The sequence below is a fragment of the Bartonella sp. AP3QHHD genome (assembly GCF_042195765.1).
In the GTDB taxonomy this organism is placed as follows: Bacteria; Pseudomonadota; Alphaproteobacteria; order Rhizobiales; family Rhizobiaceae; genus Bartonella.
On sequence record NZ_JBHIPC010000086.1, the window covers coordinates 16,722 to 36,795 of the forward strand.

Annotated in this window: 19 protein-coding genes, 1 tRNA gene and 1 pseudogene; 7 read left to right on the top strand and 14 right to left on the bottom strand. The window is 38.4% G+C overall.

Annotated elements, in window-relative coordinates; all coding sequences use genetic code 11:
• From ACFIL7_RS06530 to ACFIL7_RS06550, 5 genes are read right to left on the bottom strand one after another with little or no spacing between them, the layout of a single operon-like run.
• On the bottom strand, positions 1–306 hold the full coding sequence (locus ACFIL7_RS06530) for an EexN family lipoprotein (protein ID WP_375633401.1): 306 nt from the start codon (positions 304–306) through the stop codon (positions 1–3).
• Between the two features lie 24 nt (positions 307–330).
• Positions 331–1,104 (bottom strand): type IV secretion system protein, encoded by a 774-nt coding sequence (locus ACFIL7_RS06535; protein WP_375683462.1) that lies wholly within the window; start codon positions 1,102–1,104, stop codon positions 331–333.
• On the bottom strand, positions 1,101–3,461 hold the full coding sequence (locus tag ACFIL7_RS06540; RefSeq protein WP_375633399.1) for a VirB4 family type IV secretion/conjugal transfer ATPase: 2,361 nt from the start codon (positions 3,459–3,461) through the stop codon (positions 1,101–1,103). The genes ACFIL7_RS06535 and ACFIL7_RS06540 overlap by 4 nt, the downstream gene beginning before the upstream one ends.
• Complete coding sequence (locus tag ACFIL7_RS06545) at positions 3,461–3,784, bottom strand: type IV secretion system protein VirB3 (RefSeq protein ID WP_375617900.1); 324 nt, start codon at positions 3,782–3,784, stop codon at positions 3,461–3,463. The genes ACFIL7_RS06540 and ACFIL7_RS06545 overlap by 1 nt, the downstream gene beginning before the upstream one ends.
• A gap of 22 nt (positions 3,785–3,806) precedes the next feature.
• Positions 3,807–4,154, bottom strand: a complete 348-nt coding sequence (locus ACFIL7_RS06550; protein WP_375633398.1) for a TrbC/VirB2 family protein — start codon at positions 4,152–4,154, stop codon at positions 3,807–3,809.
• A gap of 158 nt (positions 4,155–4,312) precedes the next feature.
• Here ACFIL7_RS06550 and ACFIL7_RS06555 point away from each other — a divergent pair, with 158 nt between their 5' ends.
• Positions 4,313–5,056: a nuclease gene (locus tag ACFIL7_RS06555; RefSeq protein WP_375683456.1), complete on the top strand. Its 744-nt coding sequence runs from the start codon at positions 4,313–4,315 to the stop codon at positions 5,054–5,056.
• A 574-nt stretch (positions 5,057–5,630) separates the two neighbouring features.
• Here the strand turns inward: ACFIL7_RS06555 and ACFIL7_RS06560 are convergent.
• Complete coding sequence (locus tag ACFIL7_RS06560; RefSeq protein ID WP_375617902.1) at positions 5,631–6,074, bottom strand: hypothetical protein; 444 nt, start codon at positions 6,072–6,074, stop codon at positions 5,631–5,633.
• A 3-nt stretch (positions 6,075–6,077) separates the two neighbouring features.
• Complete coding sequence (locus ACFIL7_RS06565) at positions 6,078–6,416, bottom strand: YqjD family protein (RefSeq protein WP_375633396.1); 339 nt, start codon at positions 6,414–6,416, stop codon at positions 6,078–6,080.
• 997 nt (positions 6,417–7,413) lie between these two features.
• Between ACFIL7_RS06565 and ACFIL7_RS06570 the strand changes: the two genes are divergently transcribed.
• Both ACFIL7_RS06570 and ACFIL7_RS06575 read left to right on the top strand, forming a co-directional pair.
• Complete coding sequence (locus ACFIL7_RS06570) at positions 7,414–8,298, top strand: MotA/TolQ/ExbB proton channel family protein (protein WP_375617904.1); 885 nt, start codon at positions 7,414–7,416, stop codon at positions 8,296–8,298.
• Positions 8,295–8,873, top strand: a complete 579-nt coding sequence (locus tag ACFIL7_RS06575) for a biopolymer transporter ExbD (protein WP_375633394.1) — start codon at positions 8,295–8,297, stop codon at positions 8,871–8,873. The genes ACFIL7_RS06570 and ACFIL7_RS06575 overlap by 4 nt, the downstream gene beginning before the upstream one ends.
• Positions 8,874–9,710: 837 nt before the next feature.
• Here ACFIL7_RS06575 and dut read toward each other — a convergent pair.
• Positions 9,711–10,241 (bottom strand): dUTP diphosphatase, encoded by a 531-nt coding sequence (gene dut / locus ACFIL7_RS06580; protein WP_375633393.1) that lies wholly within the window; start codon positions 10,239–10,241, stop codon positions 9,711–9,713.
• Between the two features lie 258 nt (positions 10,242–10,499).
• Complete coding sequence (locus ACFIL7_RS06585; protein WP_375683457.1) at positions 10,500–11,309, bottom strand: VIT1/CCC1 transporter family protein; 810 nt, start codon at positions 11,307–11,309, stop codon at positions 10,500–10,502.
• A 1,063-nt stretch (positions 11,310–12,372) separates the two neighbouring features.
• On the opposite strand from ACFIL7_RS06585, the gene ACFIL7_RS06590 reads away from it, so the two are divergent.
• The gene (locus ACFIL7_RS06590) at positions 12,373–13,041 is read left to right on the top strand and encodes a hypothetical protein (protein ID WP_375617908.1); all 669 of its coding nucleotides are present in this window, start codon (positions 12,373–12,375) and stop codon (positions 13,039–13,041) included.
• Between the two features lie 269 nt (positions 13,042–13,310).
• A complete protein-coding gene (locus ACFIL7_RS06595) occupies positions 13,311–13,523 on the top strand; it encodes a hypothetical protein (RefSeq protein WP_375617909.1) in 213 nt (70 codons plus the stop codon).
• A gap of 1,074 nt (positions 13,524–14,597) precedes the next feature.
• On the opposite strand, the gene ACFIL7_RS06600 is transcribed toward ACFIL7_RS06595, so the two are convergent.
• Positions 14,598–15,122, bottom strand: coding sequence for a type II toxin-antitoxin system PemK/MazF family toxin (locus ACFIL7_RS06600; RefSeq protein WP_375613249.1), 525 nt, complete (start codon positions 15,120–15,122; stop codon positions 14,598–14,600).
• A 164-nt stretch (positions 15,123–15,286) separates the two neighbouring features.
• Here ACFIL7_RS06600 and ACFIL7_RS06605 point away from each other — a divergent pair, with 164 nt between their 5' ends.
• On the top strand, positions 15,287–15,442 hold the full coding sequence (locus ACFIL7_RS06605) for a hypothetical protein (RefSeq protein WP_375634493.1): 156 nt from the start codon (positions 15,287–15,289) through the stop codon (positions 15,440–15,442).
• Here the strand turns inward: ACFIL7_RS06605 and ACFIL7_RS06610 are convergent.
• Together ACFIL7_RS06610 and ACFIL7_RS06615 are read right to left on the bottom strand one after the other, a co-directional pair.
• Positions 15,422–15,994, bottom strand: coding sequence for a disulfide bond formation protein B (locus ACFIL7_RS06610; RefSeq protein WP_375683458.1), 573 nt, complete (start codon positions 15,992–15,994; stop codon positions 15,422–15,424). The genes ACFIL7_RS06605 and ACFIL7_RS06610 overlap by 21 nt on opposite strands.
• Positions 15,995–16,006: 12 nt before the next feature.
• On the bottom strand, positions 16,007–16,612 hold the full coding sequence (locus ACFIL7_RS06615; protein WP_375633390.1) for a YqaA family protein: 606 nt from the start codon (positions 16,610–16,612) through the stop codon (positions 16,007–16,009).
• A gap of 222 nt (positions 16,613–16,834) precedes the next feature.
• On the opposite strand from ACFIL7_RS06615, the gene ACFIL7_RS06620 reads away from it, so the two are divergent.
• Positions 16,835–16,919, top strand: a tRNA-Leu gene (locus tag ACFIL7_RS06620).
• Between the two features lie 1,338 nt (positions 16,920–18,257).
• Here ACFIL7_RS06620 and ACFIL7_RS06625 read toward each other — a convergent pair.
• Positions 18,258–19,145, bottom strand: a complete 888-nt coding sequence (locus ACFIL7_RS06625; RefSeq protein WP_375634495.1) for an outer membrane protein — start codon at positions 19,143–19,145, stop codon at positions 18,258–18,260.
• 627 nt (positions 19,146–19,772) lie between these two features.
• Positions 19,773–19,992 (bottom strand): annotated as a pseudogene (locus ACFIL7_RS06630) (lyase family protein); the annotation flags it as partial.
• Positions 19,993–20,074 lie beyond the last annotated feature (82 nt).

Below are 20,074 nucleotides of genomic sequence, written 5' to 3' on the forward strand. Positions count from 1 at the left end.
TTAATGACTGTCCTGTTGTTGTTTTGCTTTAGCGCGCTCTTCTGCTTCTCGTTCGGCTTGTTCTCTTGCTTTTTTTTCAGCTTCCCATTCTTCTTCAGCCTTTTTCCTGCGTTCTGCCGCAAGTTCGTGATCGGCTACTCTTACATTTTCACAATTTTTTGAAGTTCCTGACCATCCACATCTCACAGCCCATTCTTCAAATAATTTTTTATCTTTTTTAAATTCTGCGACGCTGTAGGTTTTTTCACATCCAGCGGTGATGAGCCCTGTGCAAAGTAGCAATGTTGTTATGATGATCTTGTTCATGTTCAAGCCCCTCTTTTTTTTCGTTTATTGACCACGCAGTTTTTTGGCATAATCTGCATATCGCGCTGCAAATTCTTCGTAAGCTCGTTGTTCGGCAGCTTTGTACTCCGCTTGTTGAATCATTGCGGCGGCTTGCATTTGGAGAACTTGTGTTTGGAGTTTTGCTTGTATCGCTGATAATTGTGCTTGAATGCCTTGAATTTTACCCGCATCTTTAGTACTTCCAAGTTCATCAAGGAGCTTGTTAATGGTTTTTTGTGTTTCACTGGCTTCTTCGTAGACATCTTGGCCTTTTGCCGCTTGTCCTATCGTGTTCTGTTGCGCTTTTTTCACTTCTTGTGCGTAAAAAGCATCTGCTGCCTCTTTTGATCCAGCGCCCCCTGAGGGCTCTTTGTATAAGAGTTCTTCTTGCCATTTTTGCGTGTTTTTGCTGCCACCACCGCCGCCACCGCCGCCACCGCCGCTGCCCATCGATTGTTGAAAGTGGTTAAAGTCTGAAGGAAGGGCGCCACTGCTCCCTTGCTTGTTAAACATCTCTTTCAATCCCGAAATGTCAGGCTTGACATTTAAGGAGTTATATAATTGTTTCGCTTGATCGAGTTGGCTCTTTAATTGGTCAAGCTGTTGTTTGCCTTGTTGAACTTGTTCTTGCAATTTGTTAAGTTGTTGCATGCTGTTCCGAATTTGTTCTCCCATGTTAGCAGCAGCTGTGGGATCAAATACCACGATGGCAAAGGCATTTGTTTGAAAGCCAAATGAAGCTGCATAGACGGCTGTTGCCAATAAAAGTTTTTTCATTGCTTTGACCTTTCTTGAAAAATAGGAAGCCATTTTTCTGGAGATTGTCCAACTTCATCCATAATGGTCTCTAGGAGTTCAATATTCTTGGTGGTGCCACTTAAAATGGCTATTTCATCATCAAAGCCGCGTAAATTTAGTTCTGCTACAACTGAACTTTGTCCTTGTTTGATGAGAAAACGCCGTGACTCACGGCTTAATTCTGATTGTATCAGGTTAAATTCTCTGTCCGATAATTTAAAACCTTCTACATAATCCCCATGATTGCCCTTTTGATTAGGAAAATAAATTTGTGTGGGGCATTGCTCTATAATGGTGTGAGCAATGGTCGAATTGATCGCATCTTTGGGAGATTGCGTTGCAAACAACATCAAACCATTTTGTTTACGAATAGTTTTCAGCCTGTCTTGCGCAAAGGCTTTAAAGGAATCATCCTCTAAGGCTTTCCAAAATTCATCAATGACAATGATAATACGACGCCCATCAATCAGAGATAAAATTCTATGAAAAAGATACATCATCAATGGTGGACGAATTTCATTATTGTCTAAAAAATCCGTCATGTCATAACCAATAAATTTTGCATCAATGCCAATGTCGTCATCAGGATTGTCAAAAACCCACCCTAAGGCATTGCCTTTACACCATCTTTCTAAACGACCCGATATCCCCTCCCTATGCGTGGTGTCAAAAAACATTTGTAAGGCAGAGATCGTCCGTTGTTCTTTGGGTAATAAGGCAAGTTGGTCAACAGCAGCAGAAATATCTTGTCTTTCTGATTCACTGATCTTTTGATCTTCAGACGAAACAAGCTTGATAATCCATTGGCGTAAAAAAACTCTATCTGCTGGATTGTTATAGTCTAAGCCTTTTAGCGGTGCTATGCCTGTCGGTCTACCATTCTTCAAGGGCATATAAGTGCCGCCACCCGCTCTGACAAAAAGTTCTGCACCCCGATCTTTGTCAAAAAAGACCATATTGGGATCATGCTTTTGAAGTTGCGCTAAAAGAAAATTGACAATAACCGTTTTCCCAGAACCAGAGGGACCACAAACAAACGTATTGCCTAAATCACCAAAGTGAAAGTTAAAATAAAACGGTGAACCAGCAGAGGTTTTCATCAAAGCTATCGCTGGTCCCCACACATTGCCATCTATTTTTCCAACCGGAAAAGAATGAAATGGAGAAAGCGCTGCATAATTGCGGCTTGTTATTGCACCAGAGCGGGTGCGATAAGCATAATTGCCAGGCAATTGTGCCCACCAAGCCGCCGCTAACCCTAAATCTTCCCGCGCAATCACAGCCCCACCATCTGTAAGACGAGAACGCGCTTTTGCAAGATTATCCGCTAATTCTTGCGGCGTATCAGCAAAAACTGCCAATGATAAATGATGTTCCCCTAAAACAAAACGATTGGATTCAAGATCATCAAGCGCATCATCCAGTTCCATAATTTGTGAACCTGCTCGATCTCCTGCATTGACCATTTGGTTTTGTTTGCGCCCCATAATTTGCTTGGCAATGTTTTTGCTCTTGAAAACAAAAGATTGGGTGAAAATAAACTCAAAGGGAAGGGTGAGCAAACCATCCGCCATGCCTACCCTGGTTTTTGCTGGATATTCTTTCCAACCAAACATGCCCGCAAACCGCTGTGCCGCCTCGGTGCGTATTTCTATGATCTCTTTCCCAAAAATGAGACGGTCTGAGTAAACAGTCGAAGCTATCGTCCCCCATGTGAGAGGGATCCGTTCACGACGACCTCCCACCAATTGGTGGATAAACTCACTTTGCTGCGAATAAATATTACCTTCATGTTCATAAAGGCTCAGTCTTTTTGCACCATAACGCTCTAAATTTTGAATAAGATCTGTGGTAATATCTTCAAGCTTGCGAATGGACTCTGCATCAACTTCTGTCTTTTCTTGCTTGGCTTTGCCTAAACGTTTGAAAAATTCCACTAATTTATCCGTTTGATCAACGTGTGGATTCCACAAAATCGAAAGATAAAGATCATTGCGATAAAGCTCCTGTGAAACCATCCGCTCGCGATATTTATCATCTAATTGCTTGGCAAATGCCGATCTGAAAGTCCCATCCGGATAAATCGTTTCACGCTTTCTGATAATATGGCTATAAAGCGCTATCCGTTCATCCGCTATGTTTTTAAAAAGATTATTGAGTTGTTCGTGAAGCACATTCAGATCAATAATATCTGCTGTCTCAAAGTTAATGCCTTCAAGTTTAATAACGCTCATGAGAGCGCGTGAATCCAGCGCAATGATGTGTTTGTTGACATGGCGCACGTAAGGGATAATCGCCTCTGGCTGCTTTTCACGTTTGCGCTCTGTTCTATTCATTATAATTCCTCATAATTACGAATTAATCGTAATGGAGAAATACTTCCCCCACCCCATAGACTCGAATTTCTGGCAAAAATAGATGTCTTTTGCCATGTCAGAAGAATACGAAATTTGTTATGGTCATGCTTTAGGATTTCCTTGAATATGAAATGCAGCATCACACCAAAGGTTAGAAGAAAAATATTGCCCGCCATAATGAACAATATCATCGTTCCTATCCCATTTAATCCCATAGCTTCCACCGTCACGCCCGCAATCATTGCAGGGCGCGTGCAAGCAAGAAATAACGTATCTTCTGTTAGCTTATCGTGCTCTTTCATGGCTTTGAAAGGCAAAGTTTAATTAGGAAAGCATTGATACGATTTGCGATGCACCCATAACAATGCCGATGCCAACACAAACAAAAAAAGCTTTACGCATTTCAACATAACCAGCAATCCATGCAAGCCCAATACCAGCAACCGCAATCGTCGCAATCGATTTTGCAATGTTTCCTGTTAAAGCTTCAATTATTTTTTTAAGCGCATCGTCAACTTTACCAAAGTCACCTGCGGCAAATGCTGGCTCACTCAGTGCGATGAAGGCAATAAACAGCATCAATGCTGTTGTTAACCATTTCTTTTGGGTGTTGGATAGAATAGTTTTTTGTAAGGTATGTTCACAACTGAACAAATTATTCATGTTTTTCATGAAAAATTCCCCGCTTTATGTTTAAGTTGATAGAAAAATTAATATTCAAAATATTATTTAGGAATCATATAAATGAAAAAAATAAATTTTTCTATCGATAAATTAATAATATTTAATCTTTTATTATTTAATAAACAAAAAATATAGTAATATTCAAAATGATAATTTTAAAATATCTTCGAGCAGCGCCTAAATATATTGTCTTAATTTTTATTATTATTTTAGGATACTTTTATTTAATTAAAAATAATGAACAACTTACTCAAAATTCTTTTTTAAAAGGAACAGAAAAGACAATAGAAAACCCCGTTCAAAATCCGAAGTCACAATTGATAGATTATGCAAACCAACAAGACGCAAGCCAACAAAATGTGGTATTGCATCCAGAACCAATCGCATCACAATTTTATGAAGAAAATGTGCCGGTCTATTCCGGTGCTATACAGGTCACAAGTGGTGTGACCTTTAAAATGATTACGCTCGTGGATGATGGATGGAGAAAAAAGATTATCCGTGATATCCGCTTATATGGTGTGGAAAGCTGTGAAACACGACAATTTGCCTCACGCAACGGAGTTAAGTGGCCATGTGGTGCTTTTGTTACTGCTTGGCTTGTCTCAAAAACAATCGATAAAAATGTTACTTGTCGGCAAGCACGTGTCATTCAACAGGTTCATTATGCACAATGTTTTGTAGATGGGGTTGATCTGGCACGTTTGGGGCTGGCAGAAGGGTTGATGGTGTTGACAAAAGATCAGCATCATTTTCCATCCCCAGCAGACTATAAAATTCTACAATCTGCTGCTCAAAAAGCACAAAACGGTTTATGGTCGAGCCAATTTCAACAACCAGAAGATTGGCGAAGAGATCATGGGAGCTATAATCCCATTGACCATTATTGATAAAGCGTCCTCTTAAGCGCTATTTAAAAATCAAGACAATATTCTACTGCAAATCTTATCAGAAAAAAGTTAATTATAATCCACGCACTCCTTGGTGGACAACGTTCGTTATGGAAATTTGTTGTGTTTAAAGCTCGCTTACGCATATAGGTTGCTCACTACAGCGCTATGGGAGAGCGCGTTTTTTCCCCTAAACAAAATAGTCATTGTAACAAACATGAGTGTTCAGAAAATATGAACACATGCAAACTACTGATGTGACCTTTGGTCATGAAAAAAGGCTTATGAAAAAATAGAGAAAAGGTAAAACTGAAAATACCTTGCCTTCAAAAAACAACCAATTGCTTCAAATCAAACCAGAACTTTTAATGCAAGCTTTGCCTCATGTTGCTATGTTCATGAAACATGGGGACATCTGAAAGGGAAGCGGTTCTATGGAATTTTTATCCAAAATGAAGGGGATTTTTTCAGGCTTTTGAAGAAGCTAAAGAGGCTATGAGGAAAAAATGTGCTTTCTTTTGTTATAAAAGAAAGCACATTGAGGGGGGGATTTAGAATGACAGTTTTACATATTTTACTCTGAAAAGCGGTCTTTTTTATCTTTTTTCCACAGAAAATAAGTTGCAAGTCCGAGTATGGGAACACTCAATTTGGCAAAAGGGAGATGTTGACTGAGAGCTGCAAGGCTGGAAACGGTCGCATCTGTCATGAGTTTATGGCGTTGTTCTTCTGTCTTTTTTTGTTGGTCATAGCGTTGATAAGTTTTGAGAATGCGACTGATAATAAGACCTAATCCCGCAAGAGAAAGACAAATTAAAAACATGATACTAGCGGCGGCAAGAGGCTTCATAACAGAACATAACGCAATAAAACCGATGGTACATAAAAAAAGCAAAGACATGAAGAATGAAATGCCAATAAACCCATAGAAAATTGCTTGAAGGCGTACTTGCTTGACTGTGCTTTTAAGCCCTCCACCGACAAGATGGTTTAAAAGAGGAGCGATAAACTTATGCATTGCTTAACGACGTAGTAATTGAGAAAGAATAAAACCAATCCCTGCGGCAAACAAAACGCTTTTGCCAGGATTTTTGCGAACGCATTGATTCATGGTTTGTTCAAGATCACTGATTTTATCTTTTGCTTGAGACATCATGTCTTCACCACTTTCTTTCGCTGAGTGATATAGTTTTTCTGCTTTGTCTTTGGCGGCGTTGAATTTGTTTGCACCAAGATCTGTTAGGGTTGAGGTAATCCCTGAAATTTCAGTGCGTAACTTTTCTAATTGTCCTTGTAGGTCTTTTTGTTGGTCTTTTTCTACGGCTGATTTATCGTGCTGTGTTGTTTTATTATGGGCCATGGTATTTTTCCCTCTTGATTCATTATATTTGTATTGGTGTGTTCATAGTGATCATTTGCATTGGAGTGAAAATTTTCACTGCTTGAGTAACGCCAAAAGCTTTTTTTGGTTCCTTTCATTTTGTCGAATTTAAAACTGTTTTTGATAAAATAAATCTTTCCTATACGATATGCTCTGTCTGTAAAGGGTCGCATTTGTTAAAAATTGTCTTATGCTTTTGCAAGAATTTAGCACCATTCTTCAGTTTCTCATGGCACAGTTTTTATAAAAGTTTTTTAAAAGCGTGTTGAGGTTTATTTTTTAGGCTTGTGACAGGTAAAAAACATGGTTATTGTGAGTTTGCGGCAGAAATAATGTCATTTTTATGTTTTTGAAGCAAAGAAAAAGAAATGATATTGCGGCTCTTTGTTCTCTATGTATTTGGGGGCAACACGCGCTCTCCCATTATACTTTTGGTCAGTTTAAGATATTGCGATAGTTCTTTTTTTAAAAAAGGTATATTTTTATTTGGATAGAAGGTACTTTAGTGCACTGGTTGTTAGAGAAGTGCATATCCTTTTCTCCGAGGATTTTATGATATTTTTGCTGCTTGTTTCATGTAAGCAAATATTTTGTTGGATTTAAAAGAGCCGCTGAAATGAAAGAAGCTTTGCGATATGAGGAATTCATTTAACAGGAATGATGATAAATTATTCTTATAAATGAAAATATTATATGCGATATTTCTTGTAACTTTATCATTTTGCCTAATTTATGCAATAAATTGATTGAGTAAGATAAACTTGTTGAATTGTTAGAGAAAAATTTCTTGAGTGATTTCTTTAGAATTAAGAGAGAGCTTGTGGAATAAAACTATACTTGATTTATCAAGTTTTCTTTCTTAAGAGGAATACACAAGTGACGTTAAAAGGGTCGTGGCATTTTGGAACAGTGATGCTATGCGGGGTGACGACCCAGCTCATAAATAAAGATAAGAGCACAAGAATGTGAGATAAAAATGGAATCTGAAACAGTACCTTTAGATAATATGTCTGCTGTAGTGACAACGCATGATTTTTCTCCTCTTTCTATGTTTATGGCTGCTGATTGGGTGGTGAAAGCGGTTATCATTATTTTGTTACTTGCTTCACTTGTGTCTTGGACAATTGCTTTTGTGAAAATTGTTGAGATCACTTTGGTAAAACGAAGAGTACGTCATGAACTTCAATTGGTTCTAAATGCTCAGACTCTTACGCGTTTGGCAGCTAGCTTGAAAGAAAGCAAAGGGGCTGGTGTATTTTTTCTCAAAGAAGTCCTTAAAGAGGTGTATCTTTCTGCACAACAGGTTCATTTTTCTGCTCCTGAAGGGATAAACGAAAGCTCTGGTGAAAAAACCAGTACAGGGGAAAGGGCACAAACGATTGAAGATATTCTCTTTTATGAGGAGAGCAATCAATATGAAGATGTTTCCCGCGATGTTCGCGATGCTAGGGTTCGCGATGTTCATGAAGGTTTAAAAGAAAGGGTTCATTCACTTTTGTCACGCTGCTTGCTGGCTGCTACACGCCGTGTTGCATGTGGAAGTGCTGTTCTTGCAACTATTGGCGCAATTGCTCCTTTTGTTGGTCTTTTTGCAACTGTTTGGGGAATTATGAACTCTTTTATTGGGATTGCTCAGTCTCAAACAACGCGACTTGATGTGGTGGCGCCTGGAATTGCTGAAGCTTTATTCGCAACGGCTGTTGGGCTTTTTGTGGCTATTCCCGCCGTTGTTATGTATAATAGCCTTATGCGTGCTTTGAGTGGTTATCGCAGTGATTTAGGCGATATCGCTGCTGCTCTTGAAAGGCTCTTGAGCCGTGAACTTGATAGACAAAGACAACAGAAAAGTCATAAAAAATGAAAGCAAGCCTTAATAATGATTGGGATATAGACGAGAGTGGGTTGCAAAGTGAAATCAATGTGACCCCTTTTATTGATGTTGTATTGGTGTTGCTTATTGTTTTTATGGTTGCAGCGCCTTTGGCAACGTCTGTCATTTCCGTTCAGCTTCCTTCTATAACTCAAGCACCTTCAGTGGTTCAGTCTGATGAACCTCTTTATGTTACGTTGCAAAAAGATCGTTCTCTTTACATTGGTGATCATCTTGTAGAACAAGCAGCTTTGAGAGAAGCTTTGTTGAGGGAAACTACGCAAAATTTAGAGGCAAAAATTTTAATCAAAGCGGATAGCGAAATTGATTATGGTACTGTCATCGATTTATTAAATCAAATACGCATGGCTGGATATAATAAAATCGGTCTTGTAGGATTGCAAAACTCTACCAATCTTGTCTCAAGAGGTGAGATCAATAATAAAACAACAGGGGTAGCGGATGCTGCTGTCGATGGAGCGGGTGGTAACGTTGTGGGGCGTGTGGATGCCGTAACAACGAGCCCTGCGGGAAACGCTAATATTCCAGCCGATGTCTCTGATTAGTGATAAAAAAACAGCCTTTGTTGCAGGAAGCAAAGCATATTACTCAAAGTCGTAGAGTGAAATTGATGAGGGTTCCGTGGATTTATTAAACCAAATACGCATGGGTTTGATATTATGCAGGGGGTTCATATATTGAATCGTTTTTTTTAGGATTAAGCTCTACTCATCTTGCCGCAAGAGGTGCGATCAAGAAAAATAGCCAAGGGCGATTGTTGTGTGTCTTAATACATCTTAAAGCCTTTTTTGCGGCGGTGTTCATAAATGGTACAACGTTAAAGCCCCCGTAACATAATAAAAAACCTATCAAACATCACCATCTTTATGCTTAACAAAAGAGCAAGCGAGCACCATTATCGTATTTATATTTTTTTCCAATGTTGTGATAGTGCTATTTATTGTAGGCATTTTTTCAGTTTTTATCTGCATGCTAGCCACGTTTGGAATGTGAGAAACATGCTTTTGATTGATTTAATATAAATAGGCTTGCCATGAAACAATCTTACAGTATTGAGATTTCTCATTTAAGTTGCAAGACAATTCATTATTATTATAAATCAATATGATGTATAGATTGTCGACATTACCAGCGGTGTGTGAGCTCTCAATGTTTAATGCCAATGTTTTTGTTATGGGGGAGGGGTATCTGGTGATAATGAAGTTTTGTATAGCGCACGAGACGTAATTGAGAGATGCTTGTTTAGAGGTGCGTTTAGTGAAAAAACTTTGAAAGCAAATGCGCATTCCCTCTGCATTTTAAAAGCTCAAAGAATTTCCAGTGAAAGAGTGGTTGGAATAAGTATGTGTGTTATTTTGAGAGTAGCGATTTTTCAGAGCTTCTTAAGTGTGTCCCGTTGAACCAAAACCTCCTGTTCCACGGCTCTCTATATGGCTTTGGGTATTTTGCTCTGGTTCAATGGTGCAAACATTAACTTGGGATACGGGGGCGATGACTGTTTGGGCAATGCGCATGCCCCGTTGGATGGAAAAGTCTTCTTGTCCTAAATTGATAAGAAGGACTTTGACTTCACCACGGTAGTCACTATCAATTGTTCCTGGAGTGTTGAGGCATGTGATGCCGTGTTTTAAGGCTAAGCCAGAGCGTGGACGTATTTGTGCTTCAAACCCAAGTGATAAATGAAAAATGAGACCTGTTGGAATAAGTGCCCGCTGCCCAGGGGCAAGAACAAGCGTTTCTTCTTCTCCAATTGCTGCCCGTAGATCAAGACCCGCAGAACCCGCTGTCGCGTAGCAAGGAAGTTCTAAACCTTGTCCGTGTGCAAGACGCTGAACAAATAAAGTCTGGGCATGTGAAGATTGAGAAGAGACAGGATGATTGTTTAGAGGGGCGTTGGTTTCAGTGTGCGACATGATTGAGGCATTTCCAAAATATGAGGTCTAGAAGAAAATGATACTTTAACAAAAGATATCTATAAAACCAAGTCGATAAAGGTGTGTGGATATAGGTTGTCCCCAGAGCTTGCTTATCATCTCTTACTGACTTAAAATATTCCACAACACCACCTAACATTATCAATGGCATTTTTCAATAATGGCATCATCAAGGATGGCTTATGCCTAGGGGCATGCGCTTATTTGAGATCTAAATTATGGTTACAGATAAGATTTTTAGATACTACCGATAAGAATACCCGTGGCAAAAACCAGAGCACCACCAATGATGACCTGTAAAGAGGCGCGCCAAAAGGGAGTGGACATGTATTTGTTCTGAATCCAGACGATGGCGCCGAGTTCGAAAAAAACAATGATAAAAGCAATAATTGTCGCTACATAAAAAGAGCTGATCAAATAGGGAAGAGTATGGCCTAGTCCTCCTAATGTTGTCATAATGCCGCTGGCAAGACCTCTTTTTAATGGCGAACCACGCCCTGATAATTTTCCGTCATCATGGGCTGCTTCTGTGAAACCCATTGAAAGTCCCGCACCAATTGAAGCTGAGAGCCCTATCAAAAAAGTTTGATGCGTGTCTCCCGTGGCAAAAGCTGCGGCAAAAATGGGGGCAAGGGTGGAGACAGAGCCATCCATTAATCCTGCAAGACCTGGTTGAATCCAAGTCAAAAGTGTTTGTCTTTGCGTTTTCGAAGTTTTTTTTATGGTGTGATTTGCCGCTGTTGTTTTTTGGGAGGGATGGCGGTTCTTGCCTTTCACAAGAGAAGTTTTGTCACATAATGAACCGATAGTGTTTGCACGATTATGGCAAGAAAGGCACAAAAGTTGCTTATAATTTTTAAGCTCTTGAAGCCCCATGGCGGTAAAAACCGCGGCTTCCTTAGAGGAATAAGGTTCTAGAGCTTTTGCATATTTTAAATAGAGCGCCGCATGTTGCTCTTTTATTTTGAGCGCTTTAAGTATCATGTTTTGTGCTGAACGAAAGGACAGAGCTTTACGTTGTACAAATGAAAAAAACGATCTCAACATTTTCTGTTCCTCTGCACTTTAGAATAATTCTAAAACATAAGAAAAATAAACCGAAAGTCAATCTAAAAGTTAAAAACTGACAAATTACAAAAAGGTTGCACTGAGAAAAAAGGTGATGGGATGCTGAGAAAGTACAAGGAAATTTATCAAATGGAGACGAGAGGGGCGCATGAAAGAAATAATTGCGTGAAAAAATTTAAGAGACAATGTGCTTTATTTTGCTAAAGGGATGTTTGAATGGAGCATTTCAATGTATTGTGAATATATGGAAAAAAATAGGACGACTCTATCATTCATTTGATGCGTTCAAAAGACTGTAACAGTTCTTGGAATTTGAGATGATTCTTTAAAAGAGACCTTTTTCAAGGGACAAAAGCCCATTTCGCGAGGGTGGTCCCCGTGAAGAGTATAGAAGGGTAGAGCCGCAAAATTTCCATGAAATAATATAAACTCCATTGAGTCTTCTTAATCTTTACGCTTCATAAAAGAGCAAGCTGGCATCATCATACACTTTAGCTCTCAATGTTGCGACAGTCTTTAGAACGGTTCATTATAGGCATGGCATTTTATTGTACAGTTTTACGCCACTCATTCTGCTTGTGGAGGTGTAAGACAGTATTCTTATGATATTTACGCGCATTGAGCGTTGTTACAGCTTTTGCATTTAGGTGGATTTGATGTAATGAATTATCTTTTGTGCTGTAATTGCAGGGGCAGGTTTAAGGGTGGGAGTGCATAAATGAAAGAGATATTATCATATCAAATTGTTTGATCACGCATAAAAATTTATGCTTTATGAAGGGGCATTTATCGCCTTGTAACTTGCCTGATATCTTGTATGAAAGCCCAAAATTCAGTAGGTTTCCTCTCACTTCAAAACTTCTTATATTGAAGCAATTCAAATCATTTTCTTGTGTATCACAAGGAGGGGTGTGGGTGCTGTGTTTTTATTTAAAGTATGGGATGAGTTGAAATATGAAAAGTGCATAATCTCTACGCGTTAACAAACGTTTTTGATGTTTTTAAAAAAGAGCGAAATTGTGCAGAAAAAAAGGGAGCATATATGGAAAATAGTGATGGTTTGAAATTTTGGCGGCTTTCTGAAAAACTAACAATACTGCAGGCAGCGCTTTTAATAGTTGGATTAAATCCAGGAAAGTATTTGTTTGTCAACAAATTAGAACCAGAAAAAAGTGATATTTACGAAGATAACCTTTCCGTATCATCAGAGAAAACTGCTAATTTCCGTGCAGCCTATCATGCTATCGTTCAAGCGGGAAAAAGCAATCGATTAGAGATAGAATGGTCGTACTATAATTTTTCGGATTTTATAGATGCAGATTCCTCATATGTTCGCGTTGATGATTTAAAAGAATGGCTTTCATCGCGTGGTCTGTACCCTCCATTTTTTTTCCCTGAGGATGATTCTGCTGAGACTAAGGACCAAAAATATGCGTTTCAAGATCCAACGCATCCACGTTATGCTCCAAAGCTTGCTGCTATTGTTGCGGCATGGGAAGCGGTGAGTGAGGTTGAGGGTGGTAAAACTGTTAAAGGAACGCTTGCAAAATGGTTGCAACAGAATGCTGATCAATATGATTTACACAATAAGAAAAATGGTAAGTTAAAAAAGGATGTTATTGAGGAATTAGCGGCTGTTGCGAATTGGGAACCTACCGGAGGGGCGCCTAAGACACCTGCCAGCTCTCTTTTATCAAAAGAAAAAAAATAAAAAGATCACTAAAATTGTGCTGTTTTTTTTGATAATTCTGAAGATAATCTCTTTTTCTGGGGGAGATTTTTACTTTTCTTCCCTAGATTATAAGTAATTGTTTTTCAATGAAAATAATTTTTATAGTGTTTCTCTGACTGTTCAGGCGGGGAAAAATAGACATTTTGGGGCAGTAAAATTTACCCTGTAGTTTTCGTAACTTACCTCTCTATTTTTGTTTGATTTTTTTGGGCATTTTAAAATCCAAATCAATTAAAATGGAGTGCAACATGATAAAAATACTTTCTTTTTTTACGGTGCGTGGAAGTGCAAAAAATTCTCAAGTCAATGCACCGATAAATGCACCAATATTGGAGCAGCCTGTTGCGGATGAGGTGGTACATAAATCGTTTAGAGTAGGTGTATTGTCGTGTTGGTTAAAATTTGAACTTATCCTTGTTATGGAAAAGGTCAAAGCTGAGCGTCATGTGCGCTCTCCATAAAGAAATCTTGTCATCTATGAGCGAGTGAGAGTTTTTCTTAAGAAATTTGCACAATAGTAAAACTAGTTAGCAAAACCCGTTCTTTGGCGTAACAAAAAGGATGTCATAAATGATTATCTCATCATAAATATGCTTTAAGAATGACCCGTGCGTGGCGAAAGTCTATGGCATAGTCGCTATAGATTTTTGCTCCGTGTGTGATGATCAATACTCTTGTTTATCTCTTGTCAATGCAAGTGCCCATGAAAGTGATGAGAGTCTATTGCTCCATTGTGATGCTTGGTTGTTCATGTTTAGAAACGACAAGTGTATTAAATGCGATAGGGTTGATAGAAAGGAAAACGTATCCTGTAAAAATAGGTGTGTCTTTAAAATAAAGCTGATAAACGAAATTATTTTTTTATCTACCTTTTGTATAATGAGAAAAAGGTATTCAAAGTGCAAGCATAAGCAATTTAGCAGTAAATCCCAAAATAGCTTAACATAGATCGTTTCTAGGAGAAGAGGAAGAAAGTCTATCTGCAAAGCTATGTTAGGTCGTGTGACAGGTGAAATAATGCGGTTAGGGCAATAAACAATTGTTATTGGTGAAGAGATAGAAATCGGTTGGGTGTTGATTTCTGTTTTACTACAGAATTTTCTTTGTTATCTCGTAAAATACGATCGTTTGAGGTGTGGTCATATAAAGCGAAGCTTTTTTCAATCTTGGAAAGATATTCCCATTGCGGAAAATCATATAAAGTTTAAGCAACGGCAGAACGATTTTTTGTGCAATGAAATGATAAGTATGTACAACATCTCGGTAATCTCCGTGGGAAACTTTACCGGATCCAAGGTGTGGATATTGTCTTCTGCTTATCCCAAATCGCAGATATTTCAAAACAACAACGGTGGAGAATGAATGTTGGATATGTTCTAGGGAAGGTTGCAAAAAATGGCAGTTTTCAAAAAAATACCAAAAATGACGAAAGGAGCGGTTTCCCACTCCTTCGTTCCTATCTCCCCTTGCGGGGAAGCGGCCACCATTACTGATGCCGTGTATGCTGATATAGGTACACTTATTTTTCTCAAAAGTCAATAGTGTAAATGCGGTAAATATTTGAGCATCAGAGCTACAACTTTATGAAAATCTTCGCAGGATAATCTTGGAACGGTACGTGAGCAACTTAAACGACTTACAGAAACTGTTGTGACATAATTGCAGATAATCCATGCTTTTTTATTCTCTATGGGAGATTGTATTGGATACGCAGCGGGATTATTGGGTTGTGATTTCGTTGAAAAAGGTAAAACTGTCACATTTCCATATAATTTTGCATTCTTAGAAAGCACTAAAACAGGCCGCTTTTTCCAAAATTCAGGGAGTATCGAATCATGAGGAAAATCACACCAAAAAACTTGTCTGATGCGTGGTGCCGATTTGATTCGTGGTTTTATATGAGGTGGTTTTTCGTAAGGAGCATTTAAATCTCTTTCTTTTATATGCTCGCGCCATGCATTATGATCATGTTCCATCATAACACATGGTTCTTCAAGTTTGGTTATATCTAAGGAAATAGGTGATAGGGTAGAAGGCTCTGTGTTCTTATCTTCAGCCATAGCAGACCATTTATATTTATTGGTCCCCTCACTTATTATTTTACGGCTTTTCTATCACGAGTTTTTATCAAAATGTTGCTTATAAGTACAGAGAGGTGAAACCATAAAATGGATGTATCTGCTTATTTTTGTCTTTTGAGTACAACGCTAGAGGAGGGATGTTGGTGACTCGTTGGTGTTGGTGGGTTGGTTTGGCGGTGGGGTGGTTTTGGGTGGGGATTGGTGACTGGAGGGTTGGTTGGTTAGAGGGGAAGCTATTGGAGAGAACGAGTGCACGCGGTTTCGTTTCTATTTTATGGTTAGAGTTTTTTATGGACTGAAAGAAGCCCTTTTGAAGTAATATAGAGGCTTATAAGGGAGAAAAATAGGCTTGAGACGACATTCCAACCGGCAAATGAGAGAAAAAGAAAGCGTGCGGATGCTTCAGAACAAGAAGGGGGATGAATGTTGTTTAATTGGTTAAGCAGCTGGTTAATGTCTGAGGTTTTTCTGACTGCGCTTAAACCACAGCTGAGGGGAGCTGCCCAAAAGCCATATTCAACACCCGCATGATAAACGGCTAAAACAAGGCTGATGCACATTAAGACAAAAACACACAAAAATAAAAGTTGTATCCAAGCAGTTATGCGAAAAAAACATGCCCCAAAACCTGCTAAGAGCAAAAATGGTATGGCTCCATAATAGGGAAAACGTTCTATGAGACATAAATTGCAAGGAAGATATCCTCCGAAATATTCAAAACCAAGGGCAATCCCTATTGTGGCAGACAAGCAAAAAGCGAGAAAAAAAGCCCATAAACTTTGTTCTTTTCTGCTGGGTTCAAGATGAAGGTGTTTGTGTAAAAGTGGGTGAGAAGACAAAACGCATGCCATTAAGTCTGTTCCTTATAAAAGCTTCTTGTTTAAAAAAGCTATGAAAATCCCATAAATTAAAAGGAGGCTAACACAACCAATGAGAACAATCCATTTAAAATGCTGTACTAGAAAATTCATTGCTTTTTGCCCAAAATGTTTAATCAGCCACGCGAGAAGATAAAAACGAGCGCCTCTGGAAAAAATACAAATAAGAATGAAAAGTTCAAGACGCACACTCATAACACCGGCCAAAATTGTGACAATCTTGATGGGGGGAAGATGAAAAAAACCTGATGTTATCAGTAAAATGATGAGAAATTGCAGGGTTGCACTATTTTTCAGAGATTCAAAACTTTCAACCTTACCATAAATTTCTAAAATGGGTTTGGCAAGGGTATCATAGGCAAAATGTCCGATAAACCAACCGGCAATGCCTCCTAATACAGAACAGATCGTCGCAATCAAAGCATAACGATAAACCCGCTTTTGATGGATAAGAAGCATCGGAATATATAAAACATCTATGGGAATTGGAAAAACAGAACTTTCAATAAAGGCAATGAAACCAAGCCAGTGTGGTGCTGTACGCCGATTTGCTAAAGAAATCGTCCAAAGCTTTAATTTGTTTAATATCATGAGGCTTTTTATAAATTTAAGAGGTAAACACTTTACAAATGAGATTGCTATAAATCCGATAGAGAAATCCAATAAAGAAAGTATTTCATAAAATAGATAAGAAAATGATATGAATTCTTAAAAAATGAGAAGTCTTCTGTTGACGAATCTGTTCTTCTTCATATAGTGCAAAGGAATAATCGACAAGTCTGTCTTTTATAGTCCTGTCTTTTATAGCAGTGTGCGGGTGTGGTGGAACTGGTAGACGCGCCAGACTCAAAATCTGGTTCCGAGAGGAGTGTCGGTTCGAGTCCGACCACCCGCACCACTTCATAAATATTTTCCTTTATCCTGTTATGGCGCATCACGTTGTTTTATAGAACGTGGGATTTATAAAACATGGGGGGTTATAAAACGTGGGATTTATAGACCGTGTTCAATGTTTTGCATGTTGAATGAAAAAACTCGAATACCGTAGGATTCTTTCATTTCAAGTCTGTTTATAGTAAATCAACTAAAATCATGTCGCTTGTATGTTACAAGCTAGATGAGCTCGCGTGGAGTGAAATTTTACAAAAAATGAATAAAAATGCCTCTTATGCCGTTTCAAGGGCATCATTGGAGGTAAAGTGTATGATGGATGGTGCCAGCTTGCACTTTTATTGAAGTGTAGAGATGCTGCTCTATAGATTTTATATTCCTGTGGGTGCTGTCGCAAAATGGGCTTGAGGGTTTTGAGAGCTGTTTCTTTAAAACACGCATGTGAATTGGCAACCCAAGTATCTTAAATTTGAGTGTGTTTGGTTTGAAGCGCTGCCGTATGATATGAAGGGTGTGATCCAAAAAAGATCCGTGAGAAACACCAGCATGAGGTAATGCGTAATCTCCTCTCTTTAAAAGACAGTGCTTTAGAGGCTTTTGAAAGTTGTAAAGCAGAGGGAAATGGTAAGATTGGAAATTGGTTTTTACCTTGAAAACTTCATGTGCTTCCTAAATGAAGCTGTCTCCCCGTTACAGAAATTACATAAACAGAGAACCGCAATATCCTCTTTCCACTCTGGCATACAATAGCGGTAAAATACTGTTGTTTGAAGTGTGGTAATATAGGGCATACTTCCTTGAAACGTTACAGTATTTTTTCGGTGTGTGTTGGATATTCTTAAATGTGTTTGTCTTGCTTTAGGTTTAAAGGCATTCCATGCGGAGGAGCCCAAAGAAACCCGCTAAAATCCCCCAAGAGTCCCCAAGGGTTTTTGTGTTTTTATAAACGGACATGGTGTTTAAAAATGGGTGTTTAAAATGGGTTTTCAGAATCTTTATCCTTTAAGAGCGGGGAGGCCAAGTCAACATTATCTTATAAAACTGCAATTGATGCACAATATCCATATTTATTTTAAAGAAATATCTCTTAAATAACGGCTCTCATTTATTTTACGATGGCGCCCAATGGTATGATGGTAAAGCTTTTATATTCCAAATGTATTACATGAAAGGGGGAGAGAGGATAGGAGCTTGCTTTAAGAGAGGGAGAGGCTTTATTGTTTCGTGACTATTTGTTTACAGTTTAGTACTGGTTTTTAGAATCTACGTCTTTTTAGGGGGAAAGGGGCATTAAAAAACCCCGTTTTTAACAGGGTTTTTTAAGAGTTCGATTTTTCTACAAAACTTAGAATTTATAAGCGATACCAAAGCGAACATCATGCGTTTGAGAAGAGATTTTAAGGTTATCGTTTGCAAATTTCTTTTTAAAAAAATCTGAATAACGATATTCTGTACGCATGATGATATTATCTGTCATTGCAAGATCAAAACCACCACCAACAGTGTAACCAAACATTGTTTTTGTCTCATCTAACACATTGCCAGAAGCAAAAATTGTCGAATCTTCTTGCGATTTTGATAAAAGTGACATGATATATTGCATCTGTGTATAGGCTATACCCCCTGCAATATAAGGCATAAGACGATGGGAAGCAAAACCAATACGCGCACGCGTGGCACCAGACCACGTTTCTTTCAATGTTACACTGCTAACAACAATGTCACCATAGTTGGATATCGTTTCACCCTGAGCTGCAGGTTTTATGATAGGAATCCCAGCTTTTTTAAAGGCAATGTTAATGGAGTTTGATTCATCTAGAATTTTCTTTCCATTGTCTGTTTGGGTGCTTTTCCTTCCAGACCAGACCATATCGGTATCAAAACCGAAAACAAGATCTCCCAGATCAATATTAGAACCTGCATACAAACCTGCTCTCAATCCTGATAGTTTCGGTGATAAATCTCTATCAACCCAAGCCCATTTTCCTTCCCTAGCTTCTTGTGCGTAATTTAGAGTATTTTTATTGGAAAAATATCCAATTTGTCCTCCAAAATAAAAACCAGACCAAGAAAAAGGCGCAGAAACAGTAACCGGTGAAATACGTGACGATGAAACATCTTGCAATGAAACCTTCGGTTCTGATTGCTTAAAGATTACCGTATCTGCTGCTTGCGCTGTTGAAGCGGTAATGAAGGTGAAAATAGATAGTGCAACTAAACATTTTGTTTTCATAAAAACGTCCCCAATTTATTTCAGATACAAATCGTATTATATACAAATTGGTTAAAAAAATCTATACTTAATATCATTATGAAAACTAAAATACGTATAAAATCTATAATTAACCATATTGAAGCGTTCTTAAAACTTGTTTTCGTACTATTATCCCGCGTTTATATTGATTTTTCAGGATTTTTTATATACACCTTCGGTGTTCTCTGTGTTTTAGAAAAAAATATAGTATAGTAAACAAGCTTTTTATTTATTTAAAAAACATTATTTTATATATATTAAAACACTTTTTGTTATTAAATGTATTATCCATTATGATTGACATCAATGTGCTTACATATTCAATTGATCGTAAAAAATGCATATTGGCACCATCATATTCTTTGCTCGTTTCTGATATTGCGTAGCTTTGTATTGCGGTAGCCTTTTGAGCACTTGAGGGGATGAGCGACTTTATTTCTTTTTTATCTATATGCCACTTTTGCTTATGATAATCCAAGCGAATAGTTTTGATTGATTGAATGGAATACGAAGAATAAGAAGGAGTAAAGTGCGAGAATCTCAAGTCTCATGAGGTTTCTTATGCGCCATGTAAAACGGATAAACTCTCCGTTCCGTTTGCTTAAAGCCGGAACGTGGATGAGAGCCTAAAAACTGAATGTCGTTGGCAATTTTAAACAGATTAGCGCGTGCACTCAGATTTTTGTGGAAATGGGTGAGGGCGTCATAATGGGCAAGTGCCTCAAATTTCTTGCGAGCTGTCAAGTATATCTCCGTTAGAGAGCTGATTGTTTCAGCAAAGGTCAAAACCTTTCGGTGCATTGAATTTTGTTCCAACAGCTGTTCCTCTTTTGAGCACCCCCATCTTCACGCTTCATAAAAGAGACATTTTTCAATGTTCCTAAACCCATTTCATGACAGCGATTGTG

Coding starts and splice junctions, on each gene's coding strand:
- ACFIL7_RS06540 (WP_375633399.1), bottom strand. CDS start 3,461: ATGAATAGAACAGAGCGCAAACGTGAAAAGCAGCCAGAGGCGATTATC.
- ACFIL7_RS06570 (WP_375617904.1), top strand. CDS start 7,414: ATGGAATCTGAAACAGTACCTTTAGATAATATGTCTGCTGTAGTGACA.
- ACFIL7_RS06530 (WP_375633401.1), bottom strand. CDS start 306: ATGAACAAGATCATCATAACAACATTGCTACTTTGCACAGGGCTCATC.
- ACFIL7_RS06615 (WP_375633390.1), bottom strand. CDS start 16,612: ATGATATTAAACAAATTAAAGCTTTGGACGATTTCTTTAGCAAATCGG.
- ACFIL7_RS06550 (WP_375633398.1), bottom strand. CDS start 4,154: ATGAAAAACATGAATAATTTGTTCAGTTGTGAACATACCTTACAAAAA.
- ACFIL7_RS06535 (WP_375683462.1), bottom strand. CDS start 1,104: ATGAAAAAACTTTTATTGGCAACAGCCGTCTATGCAGCTTCATTTGGC.
- ACFIL7_RS06565 (WP_375633396.1), bottom strand. CDS start 6,416: ATGGCCCATAATAAAACAACACAGCACGATAAATCAGCCGTAGAAAAA.
- dut (WP_375633393.1), bottom strand. CDS start 10,241: ATGTCGCACACTGAAACCAACGCCCCTCTAAACAATCATCCTGTCTCT.
- ACFIL7_RS06560 (WP_375617902.1), bottom strand. CDS start 6,074: ATGCATAAGTTTATCGCTCCTCTTTTAAACCATCTTGTCGGTGGAGGG.
- ACFIL7_RS06595 (WP_375617909.1), top strand. CDS start 13,311: ATGATAAAAATACTTTCTTTTTTTACGGTGCGTGGAAGTGCAAAAAAT.
- ACFIL7_RS06585 (WP_375683457.1), bottom strand. CDS start 11,309: ATGTTGAGATCGTTTTTTTCATTTGTACAACGTAAAGCTCTGTCCTTT.
- ACFIL7_RS06600 (WP_375613249.1), bottom strand. CDS start 15,122: ATGGCTGAAGATAAGAACACAGAGCCTTCTACCCTATCACCTATTTCC.
- ACFIL7_RS06545 (WP_375617900.1), bottom strand. CDS start 3,784: ATGAAAGAGCACGATAAGCTAACAGAAGATACGTTATTTCTTGCTTGC.
- ACFIL7_RS06575 (WP_375633394.1), top strand. CDS start 8,295: ATGAAAGCAAGCCTTAATAATGATTGGGATATAGACGAGAGTGGGTTG.
- ACFIL7_RS06610 (WP_375683458.1), bottom strand. CDS start 15,994: ATGGCATGCGTTTTGTCTTCTCACCCACTTTTACACAAACACCTTCAT.
- ACFIL7_RS06590 (WP_375617908.1), top strand. CDS start 12,373: ATGGAAAATAGTGATGGTTTGAAATTTTGGCGGCTTTCTGAAAAACTA.
- ACFIL7_RS06555 (WP_375683456.1), top strand. CDS start 4,313: ATGATAATTTTAAAATATCTTCGAGCAGCGCCTAAATATATTGTCTTA.
- ACFIL7_RS06625 (WP_375634495.1), bottom strand. CDS start 19,145: ATGAAAACAAAATGTTTAGTTGCACTATCTATTTTCACCTTCATTACC.